This window comes from Dermacoccus abyssi, assembly GCF_003515945.1.
Lineage (GTDB): Bacteria > Actinomycetota > Actinomycetes > Actinomycetales > Dermatophilaceae > Dermacoccus > Dermacoccus abyssi.
Genome location: NZ_QWLM01000004.1, coordinates 254,379 through 280,010, shown reverse-complemented (window position 1 = coordinate 280,010; position 25,632 = coordinate 254,379). Strand labels below are relative to the sequence as shown.

27 protein-coding genes, 1 pseudogene and 1 riboswitch are annotated in these 25,632 nt (G+C 68.8%); of the genes and pseudogenes, 17 read left to right on the top strand and 11 right to left on the bottom strand.

The window, feature by feature from the left end; translation table 11 throughout:
* The first annotated feature begins 604 nt into the window (after window positions 1–604).
* A riboswitch (SAM riboswitch) is annotated at window positions 605–720 on the top strand.
* Between the two features lie 15 nt (window positions 721–735).
* The 4 genes from D1832_RS05880 (at window position 736) to D1832_RS05865 (ending at window position 4,860) form a co-directional block, all read left to right on the top strand.
* Complete coding sequence (locus D1832_RS05880) at window positions 736–1,620, top strand: TauD/TfdA dioxygenase family protein (protein ID WP_118913013.1); 885 nt, start codon at window positions 736–738, stop codon at window positions 1,618–1,620.
* A 44-nt stretch (window positions 1,621–1,664) separates the two neighbouring features.
* Complete coding sequence (locus tag D1832_RS05875) at window positions 1,665–2,252, top strand: GNAT family N-acetyltransferase (protein WP_241510882.1); 588 nt, start codon at window positions 1,665–1,667, stop codon at window positions 2,250–2,252.
* Between the two features lie 117 nt (window positions 2,253–2,369).
* Entirely contained in the window at window positions 2,370–4,631 is a 2,262-nt protein-coding gene (locus tag D1832_RS05870; protein ID WP_206609358.1) for a carbon starvation CstA family protein, read from the top strand.
* Window positions 4,624–4,860, top strand: coding sequence for a YbdD/YjiX family protein (locus tag D1832_RS05865; protein WP_118913040.1), 237 nt, complete (start codon window positions 4,624–4,626; stop codon window positions 4,858–4,860). The genes D1832_RS05870 and D1832_RS05865 overlap by 8 nt, the downstream gene beginning before the upstream one ends.
* Window positions 4,861–5,344: 484 nt before the next feature.
* Here the strand turns inward: D1832_RS05865 and D1832_RS15135 are convergent, their stop codons facing one another.
* Window positions 5,345–5,545: a hypothetical protein gene (locus D1832_RS15135; protein WP_147362625.1), complete on the bottom strand. Its 201-nt coding sequence runs from the start codon at window positions 5,543–5,545 to the stop codon at window positions 5,345–5,347.
* A 56-nt stretch (window positions 5,546–5,601) separates the two neighbouring features.
* Between D1832_RS15135 and D1832_RS05855 the strand changes: the two genes are divergently transcribed.
* On the top strand, window positions 5,602–6,033 hold the full coding sequence (locus D1832_RS05855) for a pyrimidine dimer DNA glycosylase/endonuclease V (RefSeq protein WP_047310698.1): 432 nt from the start codon (window positions 5,602–5,604) through the stop codon (window positions 6,031–6,033).
* A 228-nt stretch (window positions 6,034–6,261) separates the two neighbouring features.
* Here D1832_RS05855 and D1832_RS15300 read toward each other — a convergent pair whose 3' ends face one another.
* The 4 genes from D1832_RS15300 to D1832_RS05830 all read right to left on the bottom strand — a co-directional run bounded on the left by D1832_RS15300 (window position 6,262) and on the right by D1832_RS05830 (window position 9,196).
* A complete protein-coding gene (locus tag D1832_RS15300) occupies window positions 6,262–6,426 on the bottom strand; it encodes a hypothetical protein (RefSeq protein ID WP_182434677.1) in 165 nt (54 codons plus the stop codon).
* Window positions 6,427–6,669: 243 nt separating this feature from the next.
* Window positions 6,670–7,146: a pyridoxamine 5'-phosphate oxidase family protein gene (locus D1832_RS05840; protein WP_118913010.1), complete on the bottom strand. Its 477-nt coding sequence runs from the start codon at window positions 7,144–7,146 to the stop codon at window positions 6,670–6,672.
* Between the two features lie 118 nt (window positions 7,147–7,264).
* Window positions 7,265–8,206 carry an SDR family NAD(P)-dependent oxidoreductase gene (locus tag D1832_RS05835; protein WP_118913009.1) on the bottom strand — a complete coding sequence of 314 codons (942 nt, stop codon included), beginning with the start codon at window positions 8,204–8,206 and terminating at the stop codon, window positions 7,265–7,267.
* Window positions 8,207–8,440: 234 nt separating this feature from the next.
* Window positions 8,441–9,196 carry an IclR family transcriptional regulator gene (locus tag D1832_RS05830; RefSeq protein ID WP_118913008.1) on the bottom strand — a complete coding sequence of 252 codons (756 nt, stop codon included), beginning with the start codon at window positions 9,194–9,196 and terminating at the stop codon, window positions 8,441–8,443.
* Window positions 9,197–9,295: 99 nt separating this feature from the next.
* On the opposite strand from D1832_RS05830, the pseudogene hutH reads away from it, so the two are divergent.
* From hutH to hutI, 5 genes and pseudogenes are all read left to right on the top strand, one after another.
* Window positions 9,296–10,854: pseudogene (hutH, locus tag D1832_RS05825) on the top strand (histidine ammonia-lyase).
* A gap of 28 nt (window positions 10,855–10,882) precedes the next feature.
* Complete coding sequence (hutU, locus tag D1832_RS05820) at window positions 10,883–12,634, top strand: urocanate hydratase (RefSeq protein ID WP_118913039.1); 1,752 nt, start codon at window positions 10,883–10,885, stop codon at window positions 12,632–12,634.
* A gap of 19 nt (window positions 12,635–12,653) precedes the next feature.
* Window positions 12,654–13,883, top strand: a complete 1,230-nt coding sequence (locus D1832_RS05815) for an allantoate amidohydrolase (RefSeq protein ID WP_182434676.1) — start codon at window positions 12,654–12,656, stop codon at window positions 13,881–13,883.
* Entirely contained in the window at window positions 13,880–15,199 is a 1,320-nt protein-coding gene (locus D1832_RS05810; protein ID WP_118913006.1) for a formimidoylglutamate deiminase, read from the top strand. Before D1832_RS05815 ends, D1832_RS05810 begins: the two co-directional genes overlap by 4 nt.
* Window positions 15,196–16,374 carry an imidazolonepropionase gene (hutI, locus tag D1832_RS05805; RefSeq protein ID WP_118913005.1) on the top strand — a complete coding sequence of 393 codons (1,179 nt, stop codon included), beginning with the start codon at window positions 15,196–15,198 and terminating at the stop codon, window positions 16,372–16,374. Before D1832_RS05810 ends, hutI begins: the two co-directional genes overlap by 4 nt.
* 11 nt (window positions 16,375–16,385) lie before the next feature.
* Here the strand turns inward: hutI and D1832_RS05800 are convergent, their stop codons facing one another.
* Window positions 16,386–17,432 carry a diacylglycerol/lipid kinase family protein gene (locus tag D1832_RS05800; protein WP_165357959.1) on the bottom strand — a complete coding sequence of 349 codons (1,047 nt, stop codon included), beginning with the start codon at window positions 17,430–17,432 and terminating at the stop codon, window positions 16,386–16,388.
* 432 nt (window positions 17,433–17,864) lie between these two features.
* On the opposite strand from D1832_RS05800, the gene D1832_RS05790 reads away from it, so the two are divergent.
* The 4 genes from D1832_RS05790 to serS all read left to right on the top strand — a co-directional run bounded on the left by D1832_RS05790 (window position 17,865) and on the right by serS (window position 20,899).
* Window positions 17,865–18,164 (top strand): ribbon-helix-helix protein, CopG family, encoded by a 300-nt coding sequence (locus D1832_RS05790; protein WP_118913003.1) that lies wholly within the window; start codon window positions 17,865–17,867, stop codon window positions 18,162–18,164.
* A gap of 94 nt (window positions 18,165–18,258) precedes the next feature.
* On the top strand, window positions 18,259–18,519 hold the full coding sequence (locus tag D1832_RS05785; RefSeq protein WP_118913002.1) for a hypothetical protein: 261 nt from the start codon (window positions 18,259–18,261) through the stop codon (window positions 18,517–18,519).
* Between the two features lie 586 nt (window positions 18,520–19,105).
* Entirely contained in the window at window positions 19,106–19,447 is a 342-nt protein-coding gene (locus D1832_RS05780) for a hypothetical protein (protein ID WP_147362624.1), read from the top strand.
* Between the two features lie 135 nt (window positions 19,448–19,582).
* Complete coding sequence (gene serS / locus D1832_RS05775) at window positions 19,583–20,899, top strand: serine--tRNA ligase (RefSeq protein WP_118913000.1); 1,317 nt, start codon at window positions 19,583–19,585, stop codon at window positions 20,897–20,899.
* Window positions 20,900–21,040: 141 nt separating this feature from the next.
* Here serS and D1832_RS15130 read toward each other — a convergent pair whose 3' ends face one another.
* Window positions 21,041–21,358 carry a hypothetical protein gene (locus D1832_RS15130; protein WP_147362623.1) on the bottom strand — a complete coding sequence of 106 codons (318 nt, stop codon included), beginning with the start codon at window positions 21,356–21,358 and terminating at the stop codon, window positions 21,041–21,043.
* A gap of 169 nt (window positions 21,359–21,527) precedes the next feature.
* Here D1832_RS15130 and D1832_RS05765 point away from each other — a divergent pair, with 169 nt between their 5' ends.
* Window positions 21,528–22,007, top strand: a complete 480-nt coding sequence (locus tag D1832_RS05765) for a hypothetical protein (protein WP_118912998.1) — start codon at window positions 21,528–21,530, stop codon at window positions 22,005–22,007.
* Window positions 22,008–22,147: 140 nt separating this feature from the next.
* Window positions 22,148–22,807 (top strand): DUF1345 domain-containing protein, encoded by a 660-nt coding sequence (locus tag D1832_RS05760; RefSeq protein ID WP_118912997.1) that lies wholly within the window; start codon window positions 22,148–22,150, stop codon window positions 22,805–22,807.
* A 9-nt stretch (window positions 22,808–22,816) separates the two neighbouring features.
* On the opposite strand, the gene D1832_RS15295 is transcribed toward D1832_RS05760, so the two are convergent.
* From D1832_RS15295 to D1832_RS05750, 3 genes are all read right to left on the bottom strand, one after another.
* Window positions 22,817–22,975: a hypothetical protein gene (locus D1832_RS15295; protein WP_156170135.1), complete on the bottom strand. Its 159-nt coding sequence runs from the start codon at window positions 22,973–22,975 to the stop codon at window positions 22,817–22,819.
* A gap of 206 nt (window positions 22,976–23,181) precedes the next feature.
* Entirely contained in the window at window positions 23,182–23,436 is a 255-nt protein-coding gene (locus tag D1832_RS05755) for a hypothetical protein (protein ID WP_118912996.1), read from the bottom strand.
* 45 nt (window positions 23,437–23,481) lie between these two features.
* A complete protein-coding gene (locus tag D1832_RS05750; RefSeq protein ID WP_118912995.1) occupies window positions 23,482–23,664 on the bottom strand; it encodes a hypothetical protein in 183 nt (60 codons plus the stop codon).
* A 325-nt stretch (window positions 23,665–23,989) separates the two neighbouring features.
* On the opposite strand from D1832_RS05750, the gene D1832_RS05745 reads away from it, so the two are divergent.
* The gene (locus D1832_RS05745) at window positions 23,990–24,286 is read left to right on the top strand and encodes a hypothetical protein (protein ID WP_241510881.1); all 297 of its coding nucleotides are present in this window, start codon (window positions 23,990–23,992) and stop codon (window positions 24,284–24,286) included.
* Window positions 24,287–24,305: 19 nt separating this feature from the next.
* On the opposite strand, the gene D1832_RS05740 is transcribed toward D1832_RS05745, so the two are convergent.
* A protein-coding gene (locus D1832_RS05740; protein ID WP_428831076.1) for an IS3 family transposase occupies window positions 24,306–25,552 on the bottom strand; the annotation gives its coding sequence in 2 pieces (ribosomal slippage) (window positions 24,306–25,264 and window positions 25,264–25,552; 1,248 coding nt in all).
* Between the last annotated feature and the right edge of the window lie 80 nt (window positions 25,553–25,632).

Below are 25,632 nucleotides of genomic sequence, written 5' to 3'. Positions count from 1 at the left end.
GTCCTGGCCCGAGGGCTCGCCTGGGTTCTTCTCGTCGGTCATGGTCATGATTCTTACCGTTCCTCTCGGTACGGCTTACACAGACCATCTGACACGCCCCCCTCGGGCGGCCATTGAGTATTGACTCTTTGATACTCCTGCCAGGAGCTTCTCCGTTTTTGCGGCCAGCTGTTCCTCGACTACTGAGCGCGGGGCGAACAGTAGCGGGTACGGAACTTCTGCCTTACGGCACAGCTCGACGAGGTCTCTGAAGGCGATGTGGCCCCGATCGAGTGTCTTGGTGTAGGCGACGAGGCTATGTACCACGGAGTTATTGAGAAGCGCGACGAACGTGGCTCGGTCTATCGACACCACCTCGGCTCCGACTGTTACATCGATTATTTTGCCCACCCCCGTGCGTTGCCTGGGCACGTTGTCAAGACTCCAGACTAACTCGGGTATCTGAATTGGAGCGTCGACACGGGGCTGTAGGTGGCCGACTGGAGCGCGCACTTTCTTCAAGCGGTGCAGCCGGCGGGCGCCGGGCGACACGCGGGTTCGCGATGTGGACGACGCCGGACATATAACTTTTTGTTTGGCGTCGGCCCCTGTTACCTTATGAGCAGGTCACGAGTCCCGGCGACAAGTCTCGGCTAGTCGGGCGGCAACCCTCCGCTGCGGTGGGGTGCCCCGAGTAACGACCTGGCGCGTCGCCGCCCGGCGTCTGCGCAAGCGCAACGAACGAAAGAGGCTGTCATGACACTTCTCGCCACCCACGCTCCCGCCACGACGCCCGGCCTGCGCATCGAGCGCCTCGGCCCCGCCCTGGGCGCCGTTATCCACGGCATCGACCTGGCGTCCATCGACGAGATCGCGGCCTTCGACATCCGCCGCGCCCTGCTCGCCCACAAGGTGCTCTTCTTCCGCGACCAGCACGCCTTCGACGACGATGCCCAGGTGCGCCTCGGCAACCTGCTCGGCGAGCTGACGCCCGGTCACCCCGTCGGGGGCAACCACGAGCGCCGTGAGATCTACAACATCGACTCGAGCGACCCCGAGTTCTCCTTCTCCGACGTCTGGCACACCGACGTCACGTTCATGAAGCAGCCGCCGGCCATCAGCATCCTGCGCGCCGTCACCCTGCCCCCGTACGGCGGCGACACGTCCTGGGCCGACAGCCAGGCCGCCTACGACTCGCTCTCCGCACCGTTCAAGGTGCTCGCCGATCAGCTCCTCGCCGTCCACGACGGCAACCGCGAGTGGGGTGCCTTCCTCAAGAAGAACGGCGGCCACGAGTGGGAGGGCGAGATCGTCACCGAACTGCCGGCCGTCGAACACCCCGTCGTGCGCGTCCACCCCGAAACCGGCCGCCGCGGGCTCTTCGTCAACCCCGGCTTCACCTCCCACGTCAGTGGCGTCTCCGACGCCGAGTCGCGCGCCATCCTCGACGCCCTCTACGCCCACCTCACGCAGCCCGAGCACACGATCCGTCACCGCTGGGCGCCCGGCGACGTCGGCATCTGGGACAACCGCGCCACCTCCCACTACGCCAACCGCGACTACACGAACACCCGCGTCATGCACCGCGTCACCTTGCGCGGCGACGAGCCCCGCGGCGTCGACGGACTGCGCGCTCAGTAAGCGCACCGAAAACTGATCGACGCTCCACCGTCGGGGGTGATGAGATGACCGACATGATCGAACTCATCGCCCCCGACGCCGCGCGCTACGACGACTGGTCGGCCATGCTGCGCGAGTTCCGCGACGCCACCACCGGCTCGCGCGACGACCACTGGGTCTGCGCGGGCGGCATGGACGGCTCGGGCTTCTTCGCGGGCACCGACGTCGACATCACCCCCGACGGTTTCGCCGCCTACGTCGAAGACTGCGCCCGCCAGGGCAACACGATGTGTCCGCCGCACACCGGCCTCGTCCACTGCTCCTACTTCTGGATCGTCGACGACGGCGCCCTCGTCGGTCACCTCGCCCTGCGTCACGCGCTCAACGAGTTCCTCTACGAACTCGGCGGCCACATCGGCTACTCCGTGCGGCCGGCCGCTCGGGGACGCGGCATCGCGAAGGAGGCTCTGAAGCTCGGGCTCGCCGAAGCCGCCGCGCTCGACATCGACCCCGTGCTCGTCTGCTGCGCGCAGACGAACGGCGCCTCGCGCGCCGTCATCGAGTCCTGCGGGGGCCGGCTCGAGGACGTCCGCGAAGACAGCCGTCGCTACTGGTTCGGCGACGGACCGCGCCCCACCGGCCCCACTGCGTGACGTTCGTCCAAATTCGTGATGAAGGCGTGACCTGCGCGTGCGTTGTCAAAGCCCTGTGACCTACCCGACACCGCATAACGTGGCCCTGCTCACACTCACACGAAAAGGGAGGTCTCCGTGCCCGCGTCGAGCACCAAAACCCCCGAGCGCGACGGGAACACGCCCCCGGTCGCGGTCGACCTACCCCGCCAGATCACGGGACGTCAGAAGATCGTCATCGCCGTCGCGGCCGTCATCGCCGCCATCGGATGGACGATGGTCGCGTTCGTCCGCGGCGAGCACGTCAACTCGATCTGGTTCGTCATGGCTGCCGTCGGCAGCTACGTCATCGGCTACATGCTGTACAGCCGCCTCATCCAGTACAAGGTCATCCGTCCGCGCGACGATCTCGCCACCCCGGCCGAGCAGTTCGAGAACGGCCAGGATTTCCTGCCCACCGACCGGCGCGTGCTGTTCGGTCACCACTTCGCCGCCATCGCCGGCGCCGGCCCGCTCGTCGGCCCCGTGCTCGCCGCGCAGATGGGTTACCTGCCGGGCACGCTTTGGATCATCTTCGGTGTGATCTTCGCGGGCGCCGTGCAGGACTACATGGTGCTCGCCATCTCCACGCGCCGCGGCGGTCGCAGCCTCGGCCAGATGGCCCGTGACACGCTCGGCCCGGTCGGCGGTTGGGCGGCCATGTTCGCCGTCATGGCGATCATGATCATCCTGATCGCGGTGCTCGGCCTCGTCGTCGTCAACGCCCTTGCCGAGTCACCCTGGGGTGTCTTCTCGCTCGCGATGACGATCCCGATCGCCCTCTTCATGGGGTGCTACCTGCGCTTCGTGCGCCCCGGCGCCGTCTCCGAGGTCTCGGGCATCGGCGTCGCGCTGTTGCTCCTCGCCATCGTCTCCGGCGGCTGGGTTGCCGGCACCGACTGGGGCAAGGACCTGTTCACGCTCTCGCCGACGGCGCTCGCGTGGGCCATCATCATCTACGGTTTCGCCGCCGCCGTCCTTCCGGTGTGGCTGCTGCTCGCTCCGCGTGACTACCTGTCGACCTTCATGAAGGTCGGCACGATCGTTCTGCTCGCGCTCGGCATCGTCATCGCGCGCCCGGCCATCGACATCCCAGCCATCACCTCGTTCGGCAAGGAGGGCAACGGCCCGGTCTTCGCCGGCTCGCTCTTCCCGTTCCTCTTCATCACGATCGCCTGTGGCGCGCTGTCGGGCTTCCACGCCCTCGTCTCGTCGGGCACGACGCCGAAGCTGCTGCAGAAGGAGAGCCAAGCTCGCCTCATCGGCTACGGCTCGATGCTCGTGGAGTCGTTCGTCGCGATCATGGCGCTCATCGCGGCCGCCATCATCGACCACCACCTCTACTTCGTCATGAACTCCCCGGCCGGTGTCACGGGCGGCACGCCCGAGAAGGCTGCCGCGTGGGTCAACTCTCTCGGACTCGGCGGCACGCCGATCCAGTCGGCCGAGATCGCGCAGGCCGCGAAGGACGTCGGCGAGGAGTCGGTCGTCTCCCGCACCGGTGGCGCCCCGACGTTCGCCTTCGGTATGTCGAACGTGTTCTCGCAGGTCATCCCCGGCGCCGGAATGAAGCAGTTCTGGTACCACTTCGCCATCATGTTCGAGGCGCTGTTCATCCTGACGACGGTCGACGCCGGTACCCGCGTCGCGCGCTTCATGCTCTCCGACACGCTCAGCAACGTCCCGGGCCTCAAGCGCTTCCGTGAGACGTCCTGGAAGGTCGGCGCCTGGATCACGACGTTCCTCGTCGTCGCCGGCTGGGGCTCCATCCTCCTCATGGGTGTCACCGACCCGCTGGGCGGCATCAACACGCTGTTCCCGCTGTTCGGTATCGCCAACCAGCTGCTCGCCGCGGTGGCGCTGACGGTCGTCGTCGTCGTCGTCGTCAAGAGCGGCAAGCTGAAGTGGGCCTGGATCCCGGGCATTCCGCTCGCGTGGGACGTCATCGTCACGATGACGGCCAGCTACCAGAAGATCTTCTCCTCCGACCCGAAGCTCGGCTACTGGGCGCAGCACAAGGCGTTCGTCGACGCCAAGGAGAAGGGCCTGACGAGCTTCAAGACGGCCAAGACGCCGGAGGCGATCGACGCGGTCATCCGCAACACGTTCATCCAGCAGTCGCTGTCGATCCTGTTCGCGGGTCTCGTTCTCATCGTCGTCATCGCCGGTGTCATCGCCGCGATCAAGGCGGTTCGTGCGGGCGAAGCCGACGACGGCGTCACCGGCGAGAAGGTGCCGTCGAAGATCTTCGCGCCGGCCGGCTTCTCCGCCACGGACGACGAGAAGGCCGTTCTCGAGCAGTGGCGTGAGGCCGGGCTCGACTCGGAGGGTGCGCCCGCGGGAGGTCGCGTCCATGCCTGAGCAGACGAACACGCACTGCCGGCTGGAGCAGGAGCAGCCGGGCGGTCTTCGTCGGGCCTTCGACTCGGTGCGGTGGTACTGGGCGTCCGTCATGGGCGACAACCACTACGAGCGCTACCTCGCGCATCACGAGCGCACTCACCCCGGTGAGGCTCCGATGACGAAGAAGGAGTACTGGCGCGAACGCACCGACGCGCAGGACACCAACCCGCGCAGCCGCTGCTGCTGAACGTCGCACAACGCCGGGCCCCGCAGAACCTCTGAGGTTCTGCGGGGCCGCGGCGTTTCCGCCTCGTTCAGATCACGCGCCAGGCCGGTCAATGAACGTGGTGACACGCGTCAGAGAGGGAATCTGCGGTGTGGAGCTGAACCCGAACTGCGGGGCCGGGGTCACGGGGGCCAGGACGCCGATCGGCTCTCCTTCCCACGAGCCGCTCAGCGTCGCCACACGGCGAAGGTCCTGGGCGACGTAATACTCGTGCGCCCCGTGGCCTGCGGACCCGTGCGTCTGAACCCCCTCCACGAGGCGACGAGCCAGCGGGTTCGACAATCGTGCCGTCACAGGGTGGATGAGCGGTCCACGGACCAGGCGCAAGGGGTAGCCCAAGAGCCTGCGACGACCGAACGTAGCTAAGCCTCGACCGATCGGTGGCGATGACCCACTTCGAAGAGGTGCGCGCGACGTGAACGTCCGACAACGTGACCTGATCGAACTAGTACGTCTCGCAGACGTACGCTCCCACTTCTTCGTTGGGAGCGATGAGTTCGCGCGCGCCGTCCGGGTGGGCCACCATGATGTCGGCGAACGCGCCGAACGGGGAGCGCTGCCAGCACCCCACGACGAATCGGCGACCACACGGTGTGCCGACGCCCAGGATGTACCCGTCGAAGCGATGTCGGGCAGTAGAGTTCACGATTTTCCCTTCGGAGCCGAATGTCGACGGCTTAGGGGTGCCGGTAAATTCAGGGTATGCGCATATGGAGCCTTCACCCTGCCCAGCTGGACAGACGCGCTCTCGTGGCGGGATGGCGTGAAGGGCTGCTCGCGCAGAAGGTTCTCGCCGGCGAGACCACGGGGTACAGGAACCACCCGCAGCTGCTGAGGTTTCGTGCCACCGACGACCCGATCCGCGCCATCACGTCGTATCTTTGGCGACTCGCTGAGGAAGCGGATCGACGTGGCTACACGTTTCGTTCGGACAAGCTTTTGAGGCCCCTCGAGCCCTCCGTATCGCTGACGCTCGCGCAAGGGCAACTCGATTACGAGTGGGCCCATCTGTGCCGAAAGGTCGAGCAGCGAGACCCGCCGTGGTTCCGCGCGCACTTGGCCGCGAGCGCGCCGCGGCCGCATCCGATGTTCACGCTGATTCCCGGCCCCGTCGCCGAGTGGGAGATAGTCTGAGCGATGCCGGTAGCGGCCGCGCAGGCCACGCTCACCCAGCCGGTTCCTGAGATCCGATGATGCGGCTCAGAGTTCTCACGTATCCGGCACGAACGAGAGGCACTGCCAACCACGCGACGATGTCGGGCAGCCCGTGAACGCTGTACGTCTGATGCCAGTCGAGACGGCTCCCGCCATCGACGTCACTCAGACGCACGGTGATTGTGCCACCGAACACTCTCCCGACCTTCACGATTCGAGCCTCCGCCGGCGATCCCAGCGGTCGACGCGCATGACGTCGTCGATCGTCAGGGGCCCGAGGTGCGTGCGGGCGTCGAACCGTGACCCTTCTCGCAGGCCGCTCTCGTGTCCGACTTCGGTGGGCACGAGGGTCACGGTGGTGAACGGGATCACGCGTGAGTGAATCTCGAGATCCCACAGTGCGTCCCACACGGCCGACCGAGCGTGGGCCGAACTCCGTATGATGCGAAAGCTGGGCGGATGTCTCATAGCACCTTTCGCGGTTCGAGGTGTGACGGCAAGTGCCGTCAGCGTCGGAGTGCTCGGTTCGAACGAGCCGTCGGCCGGGGGCCACGCGCACCCGGCCGACACCCGAGCATTCGTCGAGCGATAGCTCTGACGCGTGCTCGTCCGGATCTACATCTCGGTCGTCGCGCTGATGGCGGACGGGCGCTCACCGGTGACGCGGGCCTTCATGATGCTCGCGAGCGCTGAGACCTTGCCGCCGGGCTGCCCCCAGAACTGCGCGGAGTCGCTCTCGAATCGGATGAGACCAAGGTTCGGGTCTTCCTTGCCACCGTCGAACCACGCCGCCACGCCGTCGTCCCACAGCTCGTCGATCTTCTGTCGGTCCTCGACGAACTCGACGCGACCAGCGACGGAGAGCCAGGAGCCGGTTTCGGCGAAGGCGAGGTTGACCTCCGGCTGGGTGCGCAGCGCCTGAGCCTGCTCGCCCTGAAGACCGATGAAGAACCACACGTCGGCGTCGTCGGTGACCTCTTTCGGGGTCATCGGGTGGCTGTGCAGCGTTCCGTCGTCGGCGATCGAGGTCATCATGACGAAGCGCTCACCGCGCATGATCTCGACGACCTGTTCTTGCGTGATCTCGGACATGTTGAACCTTTCTATCGCTGTCTCGGCGGGTGCGAACCTCCGTCGGGGCGTTACGTTGCTCTCCTGCAACGCTAACGAGGCGCCGTCGGGTGTCACTACCTCCGGTGGGGTGGCCGCTTCACGGCTCCAGGTTGCGCCGGCGGGATCGGTCGCCGAGTGAGGTCAGCACCTTGACGAGTCGCCCGGCGGACGGCGCGAGTTCGGCACCCGGTATCGGCTTCGTGGCCCCGTCCACCGGGCCGGGAAGCAACCGGTTGACGACGCCGAGGAGGCGGGTCGTCAGCCCCGGCGCGAGGCCGTGGACGCGCGCGCCCACCTTTGCCGCGGGGGTGAGGATGACGTAGGGCTTGCCGGCGAGGACCCCGCCGACGATGGCGTGCGCGGCGCGTTGGGCATCCATGCTCACGAGGGGCAGCGATGCGGCGGGCGCGAACCAGGCGTACTCGCGCTGACGGTCACCGTAGAACTCGGCGGCGGCGTGCGAACCGGTGCGCATCAGACCCGGCGCGACGACGCTGGCCGTGACGCCGCTGCCGGCGAGCGAGGCCGCCAAGCCCTCCGTGAAACCGACCGCGGCGAACTTGGCCGTCGAGTAGGCCAGCAGGTGTGGCGCGCTCAGCATGCCGCCGATCGAGGTGACGACTGCGAAGCGGCCGCGTTGCCGCTCGCGCATACGCGCGACCACGGCGTCCGCGAGGTTGACGGGCCCCCACGCCATGATGTTCATCGCGTGTTCCATGTGCCCACGCGTCGTGTTCTCGGCCGGGCCCACCTCGATGATGCCTGCCACATGGATTGCCACGTCGACCGGGCCGACGGTGGTCTCGACGTCTTCGACCGCGTCGGCAACACTGCGCGCATCGGAGGCGTCCATCACGGCCGTGTGGACGAATGTTTCTGGTACCCCTTGGCGGGTGATCCAGCGGGCCGCCGCGTCGAGCGTTTCCTGAGAGCGGGCAGCGAGAACGACCTGGTGCCCGCGCTTCGCGAGGTCGGCGGCGACGAGCAGTCCCAAGCCGCGGGAGGCTCCCACGACGAGAGCGATCGGTCGGTCGTTCATGGTTGCATCTCCGATGCTGTGAGAGCGGGCGGGGTGTCAGGACGGGGCCGGGCGGTCCAGCCCAAGACCATCGGGTGACGGCGGGGGCGCAGTGGCCAGCGGCAGTCACCGACCTCATCGGCGCCCACTCTCCATCATCAAAGGCCGTCGTGACCACGCCAATGGGTCGTGGGCATGTGCCACCCGAAGGTGCGGGTCAGCGGGCACAGCCGCCAGTGCCGAGACCCCGCTGCCTCATCCAGCCAGACGAGATGTCAGTTCTGTGGCGGCATCCTTGACCACTGTGGCGTACTCGGTCTCGCGGTCGCCCGCGTCCTGAGGCCACGTGATGGCGAGGCTCGCGGCAGGCAGGCCGTTGAGGTCGAGTGCCGCCGCTGCCACCGTCTGGAAGCCCGGCGTCACGCGCCCGACCTCCCGCGCGTACCCGCGCTGACGCACCTGCGCGAGCTCCGAACGCAGGCCCGCCACCGTCTCCGGCTGATCCGCCCCGGAGTTGCGCTGCACGAGCTCCGCGCCGGAGGGGAACAGCGCCCGCACCTGCGCGGCCGGCAGGTGCGCGAGCATCGCCATCCCGCTCGCCGTCACGTTCGCAGGCAGGCGCACGCCGACGTCCGTCACGAGCGGTGAAATCCCGAGCGGCCGCTCCTCGATGACGTACAGCACGTCCGAGCCGTGCAGCACCCCGAGGTGCGCTGCCTGCCCCGTGCTCTCCGCGAGGCGCGTCATCACCGCGCGGGCCATGCGCTGCAACGGCTGCTGCCGCGAGTAGGCCGAGCTCAACTCGTACGCCGCGATGCCCAGCCCCCAGCGCCGCGTCTCCTCCGAGTGCGTGACGAACCCCGCGTCCTTGAGCACCCCGAGCAGCCGGTACGTCGTCGACCGTGGAAGCCCCAACTCGCGCGCCAACGTCGCGGCAGGCTGCGCCGACGGTCGCCCCGCGAGCAGCTGCAACAGGGCAATGACCTGGGCGGCGGCGGGGGCAGAACTCACGCACCAACGGTAGCCATTCGAGGGCAACTGTCTCAATGCTGGGACAGTTCGCGTCGCCCGTGTCACGCCGCGCCCGGGCTCGCACGATGCAATGGGCGCATGACTTCTGCAGCACAGCCCACCGGCAGCGTCACCGTCGGCGTCGGCCCACTCACGATCGACGACGTCGTCGCCGTCGCCCGCCACGGCGCCACCATCGAGCTGAGCGCCGACTCCGTCGCCGAAGTCGCGAAATCCCGCGCTATCATCGACGCCCTCGCGAGCGACACCATCCCGCACTACGGCATCTCGACGGGCTTCGGCGCGCTCGCGAACACGAGCATCCCGCCCGAGAAGCGGCAGAAGCTCCAGCGCAGCCTCGTCGCCTCCCACGCCGCGGGCTCCGGCGAACCCGTCGAGCGCGAGATCGTGCGCGCCCTCATGCTGCTGCGGATCTCCACCCTCGCCACCGGCCGCACCGGCATCCGCCCCGAGACGCTCGACGCCTACATCGCGATGCTCAACGCCGGCATCACGCCGCTCGTGCGCGAGTACGGCTCCCTCGGCTGCTCCGGCGACCTCGCGCCGCTCGCGCACTGCGCGCTCGCGCTCATGGGCGACGGTGAGGTGGCCACCGCCGACGGCGACGTCGTCCACGCCGCCGACGCGCTCAAGGCCGCGGGCATCGAGCCGGTCGTCCTGCAGGAGAAGGAGGGCCTGGCCCTCATCAACGGCACCGACGGCATGCTCGGCACCCTGTGCCTCGCCATCGCCGACCTGCGGATGCTCCTGTCGACCGCCGACATCGCCGCGGGCCTCTCGGTCGAGGGCCTGCTCGGCACCGACGACGTGTTCGCCGACGACCTGCAGAAGCTGCGTCCCCACCCGGGCCAGGCCAAGTCGGCCGCCAACCTGCGCAAGGTGCTCGACGCCAGCGGCATCCGCGATTCGCACCGCGACCCGCACGCCTGCACCCGCGTGCAGGACGCCTACTCGCTGCGCTGCTCGCCGCAGGTCATCGGCGCCGCCCGCGACACCCTCGATCACGTCACCACCGTCGCCGAGCGCGAGCTCGCCGCCGCCGTCGACAACCCCGTCGTCACGCTCGACGGCCGCGTGGAGTCGAACGGCAACTTCCACGGCGCCCCCGTCGCGTACGCGCTCGACTTCCTCGCCATCGTCATCGCCGACGTCGCCTCGATGAGCGAACGCCGCACCGATCGCTTCCTCGACCGCGCCCGCAACAACGGCCTCCCGCCGTTCCTCGCCGACGACCCCGGCACCGACTCGGGCCTCATGATCGCCCAGTACACGGCGGCGGGCATCGTCAGCGAACTCAAGCGCCTCGCGAACCCGGCCAGCGCCGACTCGATCCCCAGCAGCGCCATGCAGGAAGACCACGTCTCCATGGGCTGGGCCGGTGCGCGTAAGCTGCGCCGCTCCGTCGACGGCCTGACGCGCGTGCTCGCCATCGAACTGCTCACCGCCACGCGCGGCATCCAGATGCGCGCCCCGCTCACGCCGGGCCCGGTCGCGCCGCCGTCATCGAAACGCTCGACGGCGCGGGCCGCCCCGGCCCCGACCGCTACCTGTCGCCCGAGATCGAATCCGTCGTCGCCCGTGTCGCCGACGGCGACGTCCTCGCCGCCGCCACGCGCGCAGCCGGCGACTTCAACTGACCCCCAGCACGAACCGAAGGAGACCGCCATGGAGGGCGCCCGCCCCGTCCGCGCACCGCGCGGAACCGAACTCAACGCGAAGTGCTGGCAGACGGAAGCCCCGCTGCGCATGCTCATGAACAACCTCGACCCCGAGGTCGCCGAGCGCCCCGACGACCTCGTCGTCTACGGCGGCACCGGCCGCGCAGCCCGATCCTGGGAGGCGTTCGACGCCATCGTCGAGACGCTCAAGGACCTCGAGCCGAACGAGACGCTCCTCGTGCAGTCGGGCAAGCCCGTCGGTGTCGTGACGACGAACGAGTGGGCGCCGCGCGTGCTCATCGCCAACTCCCACCTCGTGCCGGACTGGGCCACGTGGCCCGAGTTCCGCCGTCTCGAGGCCGAGGGCCTCATGATGTACGGCCAGATGACGGCCGGTTCGTGGATCTACATCGCGACGCAGGGCATCCTCCAGGGCACCTACGAGACGTTCGCCGCCGTCGCCCGCAAGCGGTTCGGTGGGACGCTCGCCGGCACCATCACGCTGACGGGCGGCTGCGGCGGCATGGGCGGGGCGCAGCCCCTCGCCGTCACGCTCAACGACGGCGTGTGCCTCATCGCCGACGTCGACCGCACGCGCCTCGAGCGCCGCGTCGCCAAGCGCTACCTCACCGAGATCGCCGACGACCTCGACGACGCCATCGCACGCGCCAACGCCGCGAAGGCCGAGAAGCGCGGCGTCTCCATCGGCATCGTCGGCAACGCCGCCGACGTCTTCCCGCAGATGCTCGCGCGCCACCGCGCAGGCGACATCACGATCGACGTCGTCACCGACCAGACATCGGCGCACGACCCGCTGAGCTACCTGCCGTCGGAGGTCGCCGTCGACGAGTGGCAGCGCGAGGCCGAGGGCGACCCGGTGGGCTTCACGAAGAAGTCACGCGAGTCGATGGCGGCCCACGTGCAGGCCATGGTCGAGTTCCAGGACGAGGGCGCCGAGGTCTTCGACTACGGCAACTCCATCCGCGACGAGGCCCGCACCGCTGGTTACACGCGCGCCTTCGAGTTCCCGGGCTTCGTGCCCGCCTACATCCGCCCGCTCTTCTGCGAGGGCCTCGGCCCGTTCCGCTGGGCGGCGCTCTCAGGCGACCCGCAGGACATCGCCGTCACCGACGCCGCGCTCAAGGAACTGTTCCCCGAGGACGAGCACCTGCACCGCTGGCTCGACGCCGCCGGTGAACTCGTCGAGTTCGAGGGCCTGCCCGCGCGCATCTGCTGGCTGGGCTACGGCGAGCGTCACAAGGCCGGACAGCTGTTCAACCGGCTCGTCGCCGAGGGCAAGGTCTCCGCGCCCATCGTCATCGGCCGCGACCACCTCGACTCCGGCTCCGTCGCCTCGCCGTACCGCGAGACCGAGGGCATGCTCGACGGCTCCGACGCCATCGCCGACTGGCCGCTGCTCAATGCCCTCACCGCCACGAGTTCGGGCGCCACGTGGGTGTCGCTGCACCACGGCGGCGGCGTAGGTATCGGCCGCTCGATCCACGCCGGCCAGGTCGGCGTCGCGGACGGCACCGACCTCGCGGCCGCGAAGCTCACCGCGCTGCTGACGAACGACCCCGCCATGGGCGTCTTCCGCCACGTCGACGCCGGGTACTCCCGCGCCGTCGAGGTCGCCGACGAGCGTGGCGCGCGCATTCCGATGACGCCCACCGTGCGTGACGCCGACGGCGCCGACGCCGCGCAGGCTGCCGCCACGCGAGCCGCCGCCGAGCGCACGGCGCCCAAGGCCGGCAACTGAGCGAGTGCGAGGTACTGACGTGAGCGAGACCCGCCGATTCGAGTCGCTGTGGAACGACCTGCACCCCGTGGGCCGTGACGGCGGCTCCGGCGGCTACCGGCGCTTCGCGTGGACGCGTGAGGACGCGACACTGCGCGAGTGGTTCGTCGGCGAGTGCGCGGCGCTGGGGCTCGACGTCACCGAAGATCGCGCCGGCAACCAGTGGGCGTGGTGGGGCAACCCGGACGACGCGCCCGGCGAGGGCGTCGTCACCGGCTCGCACCTCGACTCGGTGCCCGACGGCGGCGCGTTCGACGGGCCGCTCGGTGTCGTCTCCTCGCTCCTGGCCGTGAAGGCGTTGCAGGAGAAAGGATTCGCTCCGCGCAAGCCGATCGGGGTCGTCAACTTCGTCGACGAGGAAGGCGCTCGCTTCGGCGTCGCCTGCGCCGGTTCGCGCATCATCACCGGTGCGCTCGACGCCGACCGCGCCCGCTCGCTCACCGACGCCGACGGCGTCACGATGGCCGAGGCATGGCAGCGCGCCGGGCGCGACCCGGGCACGCTCGGGCGCGACGACGAGACCCTCGCGCGGGTCGGGACCTTCGTGGAGCTGCACGTCGAACAGGGCCGCGCGCTCATCGATCTCGACGACGCCCCGGTCGCCATCGGCACCGACATCTGGCCGCACGGCCGCTTCCGCGCCGACCTGCCCGGACGCGCCGACCACGCCGGCACGACGGCCCTCGGCAACCGCGACGACGCGCTGCTCAAGGCGGCGCAGTTCATCGAGGCGACGCGGGGCGCGGCGGCTCGCGTGACCGCTCGGGCGAGGGCGGCGACCGCGTCGTCGCCACCGTCGGCAAGCTCGACGTGGTGCCGGGAGGCATCAATGCCATCGCGTCGCACGTCACGGCGTGGGTGGACGCACGAGGCTCCCGGGAGGAGGACGTGCGGGCCGTCGTCGGCGAGCTCGAGGAGCGCGCCAGGGCACTTGGGGGGGTCCTGGCGCGCCGAGTCGTGGACGCCGACGACGCCCTTCGACGCGGGCCTCGTCGAGCAGCTCGACGCGACGCTCAGCGGCGTGCCGTTGCTCGGCACGGGCGCCGGCCACGACGCAGGCATCCTCGCCAACCACGGCGTGCCCACGGCGATGCTGTTCGTGCGCAACCCGACCGGCACGTCGCACTCGCCCGAGGAGTTCGCCGAGACCGACGACTGTGTGCGCGGCGTGGAAGCTCTCGTCCGCGTGCTCGAGGACCTCGCCGGATGACGACGTACTGGGCCGAACATGCACTTCTGCCGGAGGGCGTGGCGCACAACGTTCGCCTGACGGAAGCCGAAGGGCGCTGGAGCGCAATCGAACCCGGCGTCCAGCGTGGCGACGGTGACGTCTCGTTGGGTGGGGTTGTCCTGCCCGGTTTCGCGAACTGTCACTCGCACGCGTTCCACCGCGCGCTGCGCGGACGTACCCACGGCGACGGCGGCACCTTCTGGACGTGGCGCGAGCGCATGTACGCCGTCTCGAGGCGCCTCACGCCAGAGAACTACCGCACGCTCGCGCGAGCCGTCTTCGCCGAGATGGTCATGGCCGGCATGACGAGCGTGGCCGAGTTCCACTACGTCCACCATCGCCCCGGCGGCGCGGCGTACGACGACCCGAACGCGATGGGCGAAGCGCTCCGCGAGGCCGCCCGGGAGGCCGGGATCCGCCTCACGCTCCTCGACACCTGTTACCTCCACGGCGGGCTCACCGCCGACGGTCACGCGCCGCTGGGCGACGACCAGCAGCGCTTCAGCGACGGTTCCGCGGCCGCCTGGGCCGCGCGACACGCCCTGCTCGCCGACGACGAAACGACGCGGATCGGCGCTGCCGTCCACTCCGTCCGGGCCGTCGCCCGTGACGAGATCGGTGAGGTGCTCGCCGCGAGTGACGGCCAGCCCGTGCACGCGCACGTGTCCGAGCAGCCCGCGGAGAACGAGGCGTGCGAGGCGTTCTACGGACGCTCGCCGGTGGCGCTTCTCGCCGACGCAGGCGCGCTGACCTCCCGGTTCTCGGCCGTCCACGCCACGCACCTGAGCGATGACGACATCGCGCTGCTCGCCGACGCGAACGCCGTCGCGTGCTTCTGCCCGACGACCGAGCGCGACCTCGCCGACGGCATCGGCCCCGCCCGCGCGCTCGCCGATGCCGGGGTGCGCGTCAGCCTCGGCAGCGACCAGCACGCCGTCGTCGACACGTTCGAGGACGCCCGCGCGCTCGAGATGCACGAGCGCCTCGTGACGAACGACCGCGGCCGCTTCAGCCCCGAGGAGTTGCTCGACGCGGCCACGCGTCACGACACGATCGGGTGGCCGGACGCCGGACGCCTCGAGGTCGGAATGCGCGCGGACGCCGTTGCCGTGCGCCTCGATTCGCGCCGCACCGCCGGGTGCCTGCCCGAGCAGGTGCTGCTCGCGGCCACCGCCGAGGACATCACGGACGTCGTCGCGGACGGCGCCCACGTCGTCACAGCAGGTCGTCACCGCCTCGGTGACGTCGGGGCCCTGCTCACCGAAGCCATCACCACACTCTGGGAGGACGCATGAGCACGACGCTCGTCACGAACATCGGGGAACTCGTCACGAACGATCCCGCGCGGAACGGGGGTGGCGCGGCGCTTCGGGGAGAGGAGCGCATCGCGCTCCTGCGTGACGCCGCGCTCGTCATCGACGGTGAACACATCGCGTGGGTGGGCGCTGCCTCCGACGCCCCGGACGCCGACCGCTGCCTCGACATGGAGGGGGCCGCCGTCATCCCCGCGTTCGTCGACTCGCACAACCACCTCGTCTTCGACGGCGACCGCTCGGCCGAGTTCGCCGCGCGCATGACGGGGGAGGCCTACGACGGCGGCGGAATTGCGAACACGGTGCGCCCCACACGCCAGGCGTCCGACGAGCGTCTGCGCGAACTCGTCGCCGCCCGCGTAGAGCAGGCACGGGCGCAGGGCACCGGGCTCGTGGAGATCAAGTCGGGCTACGGGCTGTCGGTCGACGACGAGGCGCGGGCGCTGCGCATTGCGGGGGAGTTCACCGACGAAGTGACCTACCTCGGCGCCCACGTCGTGCCGAGCGACACGGATCGGCGCGAGTACGTCGACCTCGTCACCGGCGCGATGCTCGAAGCGTGCGCGCCCCTCGCGCGTTGGATCGACGTGTTCTGCGAACCGCACAGCGCGCACGCGTTCGACGGCGACGAGACGCGCGAGATCCTTGGCGCCGGCGTAGCTGCGGGCCTCATGCCGCGCCTTCACGCGGGGCAGCTCGGGGAGGGACCCGGTGTGCAGCTGGCCGTCGAGTTCGACGCGGCCAGCGTCGACCACTGCACGTTCTTGTCGACGGAGGACGTTGCGGCACTGGCCGGTTCGTCGACCGTTGCGACCCTCTTGCCGGGTGTCGAGTTCTCCACCCGTCAGCCGTTCCCGAGCGGGCGCGACCTCCTCGACGCCGGAGTCGAGGTGGCGCTCGCGACCGACTGCAACCCGGGCACGTGCTTCTCGAACTCGATGCCGTTCATGATCGCGCTCGCCGTGCGCGAGATGGGCATGACGCCCGCGGAGGCGTTGTGGGCCGCGACGGCCGGGGGCGCTGCAGCGCTGCGGCGCGACGACGTCGGCGTCATCCGCGTCGGCGCGCGCGCCGATTTGGCGATGCTCGACGCCCCGAGCTACCTGCACATCGCCTACCGCCCGGGCGTGCCGATCGTCAGCTCGCTCGCGGCCTGAGGTTCACCCGACTACGTGCTCGACTTCTTCGCCTTCGCGGGCAGGCCCTTGAAGTCCTGACCGAACGGCCCGGGCAGGCGGCTGCGCAGGTCGGAGAGCTTGGAGTCCTTCGGGTCGGCGATGCGCACGACGAGCGCGTCGGAGTCGATCCACATGCTGACGTCGCGTGCCTGGCCGATCACGTCTCCGTCGAGCTCGACGGCGCGCTCGCGGCCCATGGCGCGGGCCTCGACGCGGCGCGCACGCACGCGCTCCACGCGGTTCGTGTTGCGGCGCGACTTGGTGAGGATCTGGCGCGTCAGCGCGCCCCACTGCAGCGGGCCGTCGGCCGAAAGCCAGACGGCGTCGAACCATCCGTCGTTGCCCGTGGCGTCGGGCATGAGCTTGACCCCGCCGGTGAGGCGGCCGAAGTTGCCGACGAGCAGCGTCGTCGTCTTCTTCGTGCGCGGGGCGCCGTCGTCGAAGCTGGCGAGCATGCGCTCGGGGCGCTCGGTGAAGTACTTGATGCCGGCGAGGGGGTAGGCCATCCAACCGACGCGCTTCTTGAGGCCTTCGCTCGTCGAATCCATGATGTCGCCGTCGAGACCGAACCCGGCCATGATGAGGAACGTGTCGTTCTTGGCCGAGCCGTCGTCGAACGTGGCGTGCACGCGGCCGACGTCGATACGCGTGTCGTGACCGACGAGGGAGCGTGCGAAGTTCTGCGCGGCCGAGCCGTCGACGGAGACGCCGAGGTTGCGCGCGAGGAGGTTGCCCGTGCCCTGCGGCATGAGGCCGAGCGGGATGTCCGTGCCGGTGAGCGCGGAGCCGACCAGACGGACCGTGCCGTCGCCGCCCGCGGCGAAAACGATGTCGCAGCCCGCGCTGACGGCCTGATGAGCCTGGCCGACGCCGGGATCCTCGAGCGTCGTCTCGAGCCAGAGCGGTTCGTCCCAGCCGGCCTCCTTGGCGGCCTTGGTGCACTCGCGGCGCAGCTTGTCCTGGTCGTCGACCTTGGTGGGGTTGACGACGATGCCGGCGCGCTTGCGGGCGCCCTGCGAGGGTGAGGAGTTCGGCACCTCACGACTGTATCGGTCGGCGAGCGTCGGCGCCGGGCGACGGCTGGTTGCCGAGGTGAGCATGCCTCGCTGTGGGAGCGAAACACCCTCGATGCGAGCGTTGCGGGCCCCGTCTTCGGCGCCCGTCGCGGGTTCTGTCTCTCGGGCGAGTTTCGTGACACAATATTGTTGTGGATGACGCCGTCACACTCCATCCCTCGGCCTTCAAGCACGGATTGTCCGCCGAGGACGTGACGCAGGCGTGGACGACTGGTTTCGCACGACAAGCTCGCCTTGAAGACGATCAGCCGAGCGGTATCCACGCATCGGAGTCGACACGAAAGGGCGGCCCGTGGAGGTCGTCGCTTTGGTGTTCGACCAGAGGCGGACGCTCATCATTCACGCGATGCCGGTACGCAAGGCCACGCTCGACCTACCAGAGGGGAGAAAGCGATGAACGAGAAGTTCGACACGGCAACCCGCCCCGACGGTGGCTCGTGGGGCACGGTGAATGGGCAGCCGATCACAGAGGAAACGATCGAGGCCCTCGTCGCTGACGCCCAGGCGGGATTTCCCAAGGCTCGGGTGGCTCCGGTCGGGCGTCCGCGCACCGTGGGGAAGCGTCCGGCCGAAACCGTGACAGTACGGCTGGACCCTGAGCGCATCGATGCTGTCCGCGCGCGGGCGCGTCGGGAGCACACGAGTGCCAGTGACATCCTGCGTCGAGCCCTGGACGAGTATCTCGCCGGTTGAGCAGTGCCGATGGCAGTGTTGCAGCGCTCCCGACACCACAATCCGCGCCCGTCGCGGGTTCTGCTCCCGTCGGGAGGCGCCCTAAGGTCAGGGCGTGAACCCTCGCCGTGTTGTCTTCGTCATCCTGACGCTGATGGTTCTCGCAGCGCCGCTTCTCGTCGAGGCCTCGCGGCAGGGCCACCGAGAGCTCGACCGGTGCATGGCGAGCGCGCCGATGGTGGATTCGCCGTCGATGGTCAGTTGGGAGATCGACCACGACTACTCCCGTTTCCGGTTGATCTGCATACTCTTCGACTCCAACGACCCGGCGCAGCGCATCACCTGGACCAGGCCGCTGTGGGAATGGCCGCTGTGAACCGACCGAACCGGGGTTTCGTCGGTGCCTCATCGATAGGGTGCCGACGTGGCATCGAGGGATAACAGCGCGGCATCCGTCGAGCGGTGGCAGGCTCGAGGATGGCAGGTCGAGATCGAACACGCGGTGTCGGGCACCTTCGACGAGGTTTTCCTTTCGCGGCCAGGACGCGACGTTCACGCGCTTGTCGCCGCCGAAGGCGATGAGGTGGTGGTGGACCGGGCGGTTCTCGCGAGGAGATGCCGATGAGGTCGTTCGATGACCTGCTCGATCGTCTTGCGTTCGGGTGGGTGATTCGGTGCGGCGAGGGTCGACCGGCGCGCGACAAGGTGAATCGGGGGCGAAACGCTCTTCCCGCCGGGCGGGTGGTTCCGGCGACCTAGCGGACACGGAAGTCCCCGTCCTGCTCGTCCAGCCGCGACACGGACTTATGCGCCGACTCTGTGATGCTGTCCGGCGGTCGCGGGAACGGTACGGAGAGTTCGGCTTGGCGTACGTGTATCTCTGGCCGATACCCGGGCGCGAGCCCAACGTGAGCTGGGGCCCGGGCTTCGCCGGCGCGTGGTCGTAACTGTTCGACGCGAGATTGCCAAAGGACGTCGAGTGGTATCCGGCAACTGAAGTGGAGCGATTCGTCGAACGGTTTGCGGTTGACCAGGGCGTCAGCGATGAGGCGGCTGCGGCGCATCTGCGGAACCTTCTCCTGCTGCGAGGTGTTACCGCGAGCGCGACCGAAGCGACCGTGACAGTAGAGCGCGCGGGCATCCGAGTCGATGCATTGGTGACGTCTACCTCGGTCCACCTTCTCGTGAACGGCCGACGCGTCGATGCGCCACGTGAGCGCACGCAGAACGAACCGGCCGCCGAGATGCTGCTGGATGCTGCGGACTGGTTTGAGGAGGACTCGCGCGTGTGGTCGAGGCCATGAATGGAGGGCCTCACAGGCCCGTGACGAGTGCGTTGGGACGGTACGAGTTGTTCAACGCTCTCCCCTCAGGCGGGTTCTGCGCTCGTCGGGGCGTCTCCGGGCAACCCGGTTGCCCCTACCCGATAGCCTTACCTCGTGATCGACATCAAGCTTCTGCGCGAAAACCCTGACGCCGTCCGCGCGAGCCAGCGGGCTCGCGGCGCCGACGAGAGCGTCGTCGACCAGATTCTCGAACTCGACGCGACGCGTCGTTCGTCCCTCGGCGAGTTCGAGAAGGTGCGTGCCGAGCAGAAGCAGGTCTCCAAGAGCGTCGGTGCCGCGATGGGCGCGCTCAACAAGGCGAAGAAGTCGGGTGACGACGCCGAGGTCGCGCGCTTGCAGGCCGACGCGGACAAGGCCCGCGAGGACGCCACCGCGCTGAGCACCCGCGTCAAGGAGCTCGAGGCCACCGCCGACGAGGCCGGAGCCAAGTTCGACGAACTCATGCGTACCGTCCCCAACGTCGTCCTCGACGGCGTGCCCGCCGGCGGCGAGGACGACTTCGTCACCGTCAAGACGGTCGGCGAGCCGGTGCAGTTCGACTTCGAGCCGAAGGATCACCTCGAGATCGGCGAGAAGGTCGGCGCCATCGACATGGAGCGCGGCACGAAGGTGTCGGGCTCGCGCTTCTACTTCCTCAAGGGCGTCGGCGCTCGCCTCGAGCTGGCGCTGCTGCAGATGGCACTCGACCAGGCCATCGCCAACGGCTTCACGCCCATGATCACGCCGACGCTCGTGCGCCCCGAGACCATGCAGGGCACGGGCTTCGACGTCAAGCACGACGCCGAGATCTACCGCGTGCAGGAGGAGGACGACCTCTACCTCGTCGGCACCTCCGAGGTGGCTCTCGCCGGCTACCACGCGAACGAGATCATCGACGTGACGGAGCCGGTGCGCTACGCCGGATGGTCGAGCTGCTACCGCCGCGAGGCCGGGTCGTACGGCAAGGACACGCGCGGCATCATCCGTGTGCATCAGTTCAACAAGGTCGAGATGTTCACGTACTGCAAGGTCGAGGACGCCGAAGCGGAGCACGCCAAGATGCTGGCGTGGGAGGAGGAGATGCTGGCCAAGTGCGAGCTCTCCTACCGCGTCATCGACACGGCCGCAGGTGATCTCGGCACGTCCGCTGCGCGCAAGTTCGACTGCGAGGCGTGGGTGCCGACGCAGGGCACGTACCGCGAGCTGACGTCGACGTCGAACTGCACGACGTTCCAGGCGCGCCGTCTCAACGTTCGTGAGCGAGGCGAGGGCGCCACCCGCGCCGTCGCGACGCTCAACGGCACGCTCGCGACGACTCGCTGGCTCGTCGCCATCCTCGAGACCCACCAGCAGGCGGACGGTTCCGTGCGCGTGCCCGAGGCGCTGCGCAAGTACATGGGCGGCCTCGAGGTGCTGCCCGTCATCGCCTGACCTGGTTGCCTGACGCGCCGACCCGCGCGCGAGTGCCCGCATCGTCATGAGGACGGTGTGGGCACTCGCGCGTTCTTTGCGCACCCCGTTGGTTCAGCTCCCCGACCTACGCCACCCTGACCGCGTCGATTCGTGCCGGTTTCAGTGCGGAGCATCTTCCGGGTAACGCCGCTGCTCACCTACCGGCGTGACGAAGCCCTGAACCTGCACGAAGGCGGTGCCTCGCCAGTTGTCGGCCCAGCGTCGCCAGTCATCGGTGAGGACGGGAACCGTCACGAGGGTTCGGGTGTCATCGCAATCGGTGAGCTGGCCGAGGCTCGGCATTCCGCTAGCTGCCTTCTTGTCGAGTGACCGGGCTATCGCTGTGGTGGTCTCGTGGGTAATACGCGCTCCGACCGGGTTCTTTCCCGCCACGAAGGATGCTTCGCGCCAACTGTCGACGATGAGCTTGGAGTGCACAGGTGACCACCTGTAAGCGTTCCGGTTGTTGTCCGGCGGGCACGAACGCTTGTCGCGAACTCACGTGTTCGCGAAGTGTGCTCGTCCGCGCCCCCGCCCCGGGAGGTGGTCCGCGGGGAGGTCTCCGGCCCGTAGCCTCGGGAACGAACCCAACGACCTTGGAGGAACCTTGCCGCGCGACGACCAATTTCTGCAGATCTACCTTCAGCATCACTGGGTGGGCTCGACCGGGGGACGCGACCTCTTCGACCGCGCCGCCTCCTCCCACTCCGACGCTCGCGCACGTGAGCAACTCGCGACACTCGCCCGCGAGGTCACCGAGGATCGTCAGGCCCTGCGCGACATCGCCGACAGGTTCGGGGTGCGCGAGGCGCGGGTTCAGCAGGCAGCCGCGCGCATCGGCGAATACCTCGGCCGCTTCAAGCCGAACGGGGCCCTGAAGGGTCGTTCGCCGCTCAGCGATCTGGTCGAGCTCGAGGCCCTCAGCCTCGGCGTCGAAGGCAAGAAGCGGTGCTGGCTCACGCTGCTCACCCGAGCCGAGGGTGAACCGCGTCTCGACGCGGCGCAACTCGAAGAACTGCTCCGACGCGCCGATCAGCAGCTCGACGTACTCGCGGGCTTGCACCGTGAGGCTGCCGCGCGCATCTGACCCGAGGCAGCTGCAGGCCGGACGGTGTGAGCTCTGGCCCGGTCTGTGACCGGCGCAGCTCACACCTCGGGCCGTACCTCACATCGGCCGTGCACGGCCGACCGACGGCGTCCACCCCGCGCGAGCGATAACGTTCCGCCATGGCTTCAGACAATCGTCGCGCGCTGACGCAGCGCATCGGCGTCCGGCTTGCCGCATGCATGGCACTGGGGGCCCTCGTCGCCCTGGCCTCGATGACGTACCTCGAGCGCAGCCTGGCCTTCCACGTCATGGCGGGTTGGACGGCGGCGGCCACGATCTACGGGCTGTGGACGTGGCTCACCGTTCGACCCATGAACGAGCACGAGGCCGCCGAGCACGCGCGCGAGGAAGATCCGAGCGTGGCGCTGTCCGAGGCGACCGTCATCGGTGGAACCGTGGCGAGCCTCGCCGGGGTGGGCCTGTTGCTCGCGGCGGGGCAGCACAAGAGTTCGGGCACCCCGGAAGCGCTGCTCGGCGCGGGCAGCGTCGTCGCGTCGTGGTTCCTCGTGCACCTCACGTACATGGCCCGCTACGCGCGCTTGTACTACGGCGACGAGCCGGGCGCGCGAGGCATCGACTTCGAGGGTGGCGAGCCCGATTACTACGACTTCGCCTACGTAGCCTTCGACCTCGGCATGACGTACCAGATCTCCGACACCACGCTGAAGAACCGCCAGATGCGCCGCCTCGTGCTCGCCCACACGCTGTTGAGCTACGTGTTGGGCGTCGGCGTCGTCGCGACGATGCTCAACCTCGTCGTGTCGCTCGCGTCGAGCTAGACCGCGCCGTCAGTCGGTGGTTTCGGTGGGCGTGCCGGGGTCGTCGCTGACGATCTCGCGCTCGGGCGAGCCCTCGTCGATCGCGCGAGCCTCGTTGCGGGCGTCTTCGCCGCCCTCGTCGTGGTCCTCGTCGTTCGAGAACGCGTCGGTGAGCTTGTCGATACCCATGGGATCTCCCTTGTTCGGTGCGAGTTCTGGTGTGCGTGGTTTTTGGCGTGCCCGTGCCCGGCCGGCGCGGGCACATCAAGGGCAGGCAGTCGGGTGGCCGCCGGTGAGCGCGTCACGAGGACGCTGCAGGGGCGCACTTGCGACGCTTGGTCGCGATGTCTCGCAAGCGCGCCCGCGCAGCCGGCGGCCGCCCGATCGGGGAGCGCTCAGGCGCCGGTCGTCGGGCGAGCGGCGCCCACCTGGGGCGTGCCCGCGTCCTCGTCACCGGTGAGCGCGTCGATCTCGCGGACGATGCGCTCGAACTCGTCATCGTCGATGGTGACGCCCGCTGCATCGAGGCCCTCCCGCAGCTTGCTGTCGATCTTGGCGTCGCCGGCGCTGTAGTCCCACGACGTCGCGGTGTCGACGGCGGCCTGGGCGGCCTCGCGCGCAGCTTCGAGTTCTTCGGGGGTGTGGCTCATGGGTGATGTCCCTTTCGTGTGTTCCGGCGGGGTGGGTTGGTGCCGTCACTCGCCCTGGAGACGGTCCTTGTCGAGGCCGGACTGGGGCACGTTGTCCTCGTCGACGCGGTCTGCTTCGCCGCCCGCCTCCGGGTCGGTGATGTTGCGCTCGTCGCGCTCGCTCGGGCGCCCGCCCTCGTTGTCGCCGTCGTCCGGCATCTCGAAGACAGCGTCAGTCGCTACCGTCATGTCAGTTCCTCCACATCGAGTCTCGTGCAAGGCAGTGGACGGCCGGCCCACACGTGGGAGTGCCGCCCCGGCCATGATTGCCGAAATTGTCTGCCCGCGTGCGGCTTACGCTCAGGCGCCGCCGCGAGTAGGACACCCACTCAGCCAATCAGGAGGTACGTCGTCTGTCACCCGACCCCAGGGGTGGCCTAGCTGTACTGACCGGAGACGTTGATTGAGCCGCCACGGGCATGGCAGTGGGTGGCTGGCGAGGGTGTAGCGGACACCACCATGAGCGCCAGATCACTGTCGGTTCTCTGAGCCGGGCTTCTCTAGAGTTGGTGGCATGCCCGTCTGGCAGCCATCCATCCCGCAGAGGTTGCAGCCCCATCTCCTTTCCTGGGTGGGGTACGACTTCGCCAGTACCGAAGCCGTCCATCACGGGGTTCCCTCGATGGGCGTCACGGTGGTGCTGTCGCTCGCAGAACCCATCGACTGTGGCTGGCTTGCTGGCGGTGAACGGCAGTTACTGGACGTACTGGCTTCCGGTCTTCACACCGCGCCGGCCTTGATCCAGTCGAGGGGACGCCAGCAGGGACTCGAACTGTCGATTCACCCCCTTTCGGCCCGCCGGCTTCTTTGAATCGCCCTGGGTTTCGTTCCTACCTGCTTCCCTGTCCAGCGAGCGCTGGCTGGGCTGATTCGAGGCCAGCGTAGTACGCCTCCTCGACCTCGACCGGCGTGCGGTAATCGAGCTCGCCGTGGAGACGAGCGTTGTTCCACCACCACACGTACTCGAGCGTCGCGAGTTCGACCTGCTCGACCGTCCGCCACGGGCCCTTCCGACGGATCAGCTCGGTCTTGTAGAGCCCGTTGACGGCCTCGGCGAGGGCGTTGTCGTAGCTGTCACCGACGCTCCCTGTCGACGGGGTCGCGCCGAGCTCGTTGATGCGATCCGTGTAGACGACCGAGAGGTAGTTCGACCCATGATCGGCGTGGTGGACGAGGTCATCGAGCGACCCGCGCGCGCCCCACGCGGCCATGTTCAACGCCTGTAACGGCAGCACCTCCGCGCGCAGCGTCCCGGCGACGTTCCAGCCGACGATCATGCGGGAGAACACGTCGATCACGAACGCGACATACGCCATCCCCGCCCACGTTCCGACATACGTGATGTCCGCGACCCACAACCGGTTCGGCGCGGGAGCGGTGAAGTCGCGTTCGACGAGATCCATCGGCTGCGCGATGGTCGGGTCGGACTTCGTGGTGAACACCTTCTTCGACCGCGCCACCCCGCGCACCCCGGCGAGCTTCATGAGCCGCGCGGTCTGGTCACGCCCGATGTCCCACCCCTCCCGCCGGAGGAGAGCATGCATCTTCCGGACGCCGTAGACGCCGTAGTTCTCCTCGTGAAGACGCTGGATCTCGGGGACGAGGAGTTCGTCCTTCAGCTGCCTGGCGGAGGGCACGCGCGTCTTCGCCGCGCGATACCCGCGCGAGGTGAGGAACCCCGGCACCGCGTCGCGGAGGACGCGGCAGAGGAACTCGACCCCGAACTGATCCCTGTGTTCGTCGATGAAGCGGATCATGCTCGTCAGGGACGGTCGAGTTCCTTCGCGAAAAACACGCTCGCGGCTTTGAGGACCTCGTTCGCCTTCTTCAGCTCGGCGTTCTCACGGCGAAGTCGCTTGTTCTCCTCGGCGACGTCGGTCGGCACGCCGGGGCGCTGCCCGGCGTCGATCTCACGGCGGCGGTGCCACACGCGCAGCGTCTCCGGACTCATGCCGAGCAGGCCCGCGACATGTCGCACCGCGGACATGAGGTTCGGATGCTCGGGCTTGGCCTCGTCGAGCATCCGCAGCGCGCGCTCGCGCATCTCGGGCGAGTACTTCTGATTCATCGGTTCCATCCTTGCTTGAAGAACGGAACGAAACCCAGGGCGATTCACTTGGACTACCAGCCGGGGCCTTGGCGGGGTTGATGGTTGAT

Excerpts from the sequence above, each read along its gene's own strand:
- D1832_RS05880 (WP_118913013.1), top strand. The coding sequence starts at position 736 with ATGACACTTCTCGCCACCCACGCTCCCGCCACGACGCCCGGCCTGCGC.
- D1832_RS05875 (WP_241510882.1), top strand. The coding sequence starts at position 1,665 with ATGACCGACATGATCGAACTCATCGCCCCCGACGCCGCGCGCTACGAC.
- D1832_RS05865 (WP_118913040.1), top strand. The coding sequence starts at position 4,624 with ATGCCTGAGCAGACGAACACGCACTGCCGGCTGGAGCAGGAGCAGCCG.
- D1832_RS05855 (WP_047310698.1), top strand. The coding sequence starts at position 5,602 with ATGCGCATATGGAGCCTTCACCCTGCCCAGCTGGACAGACGCGCTCTC.
- D1832_RS05840 (WP_118913010.1), bottom strand. The coding sequence starts at position 7,146 with ATGTCCGAGATCACGCAAGAACAGGTCGTCGAGATCATGCGCGGTGAG.
- D1832_RS05835 (WP_118913009.1), bottom strand. The coding sequence starts at position 8,206 with ATGAACGACCGACCGATCGCTCTCGTCGTGGGAGCCTCCCGCGGCTTG.
- hutU (WP_118913039.1), top strand. The coding sequence starts at position 10,883 with ATGGAGGGCGCCCGCCCCGTCCGCGCACCGCGCGGAACCGAACTCAAC.
- D1832_RS05810 (WP_118913006.1), top strand. The coding sequence starts at position 13,880 with ATGACGACGTACTGGGCCGAACATGCACTTCTGCCGGAGGGCGTGGCG.
- hutI (WP_118913005.1), top strand. The coding sequence starts at position 15,196 with ATGAGCACGACGCTCGTCACGAACATCGGGGAACTCGTCACGAACGAT.
- D1832_RS05790 (WP_118913003.1), top strand. The coding sequence starts at position 17,865 with ATGAACGAGAAGTTCGACACGGCAACCCGCCCCGACGGTGGCTCGTGG.
- D1832_RS05760 (WP_118912997.1), top strand. The coding sequence starts at position 22,148 with ATGGCTTCAGACAATCGTCGCGCGCTGACGCAGCGCATCGGCGTCCGG.
- D1832_RS15295 (WP_156170135.1), bottom strand. The coding sequence starts at position 22,975 with ATGGGTATCGACAAGCTCACCGACGCGTTCTCGAACGACGAGGACCAC.
- D1832_RS05755 (WP_118912996.1), bottom strand. The coding sequence starts at position 23,436 with ATGAGCCACACCCCCGAAGAACTCGAAGCTGCGCGCGAGGCCGCCCAG.
- D1832_RS05750 (WP_118912995.1), bottom strand. The coding sequence starts at position 23,664 with ATGACGGTAGCGACTGACGCTGTCTTCGAGATGCCGGACGACGGCGAC.
- D1832_RS05745 (WP_241510881.1), top strand. The coding sequence starts at position 23,990 with ATGCCCGTCTGGCAGCCATCCATCCCGCAGAGGTTGCAGCCCCATCTC.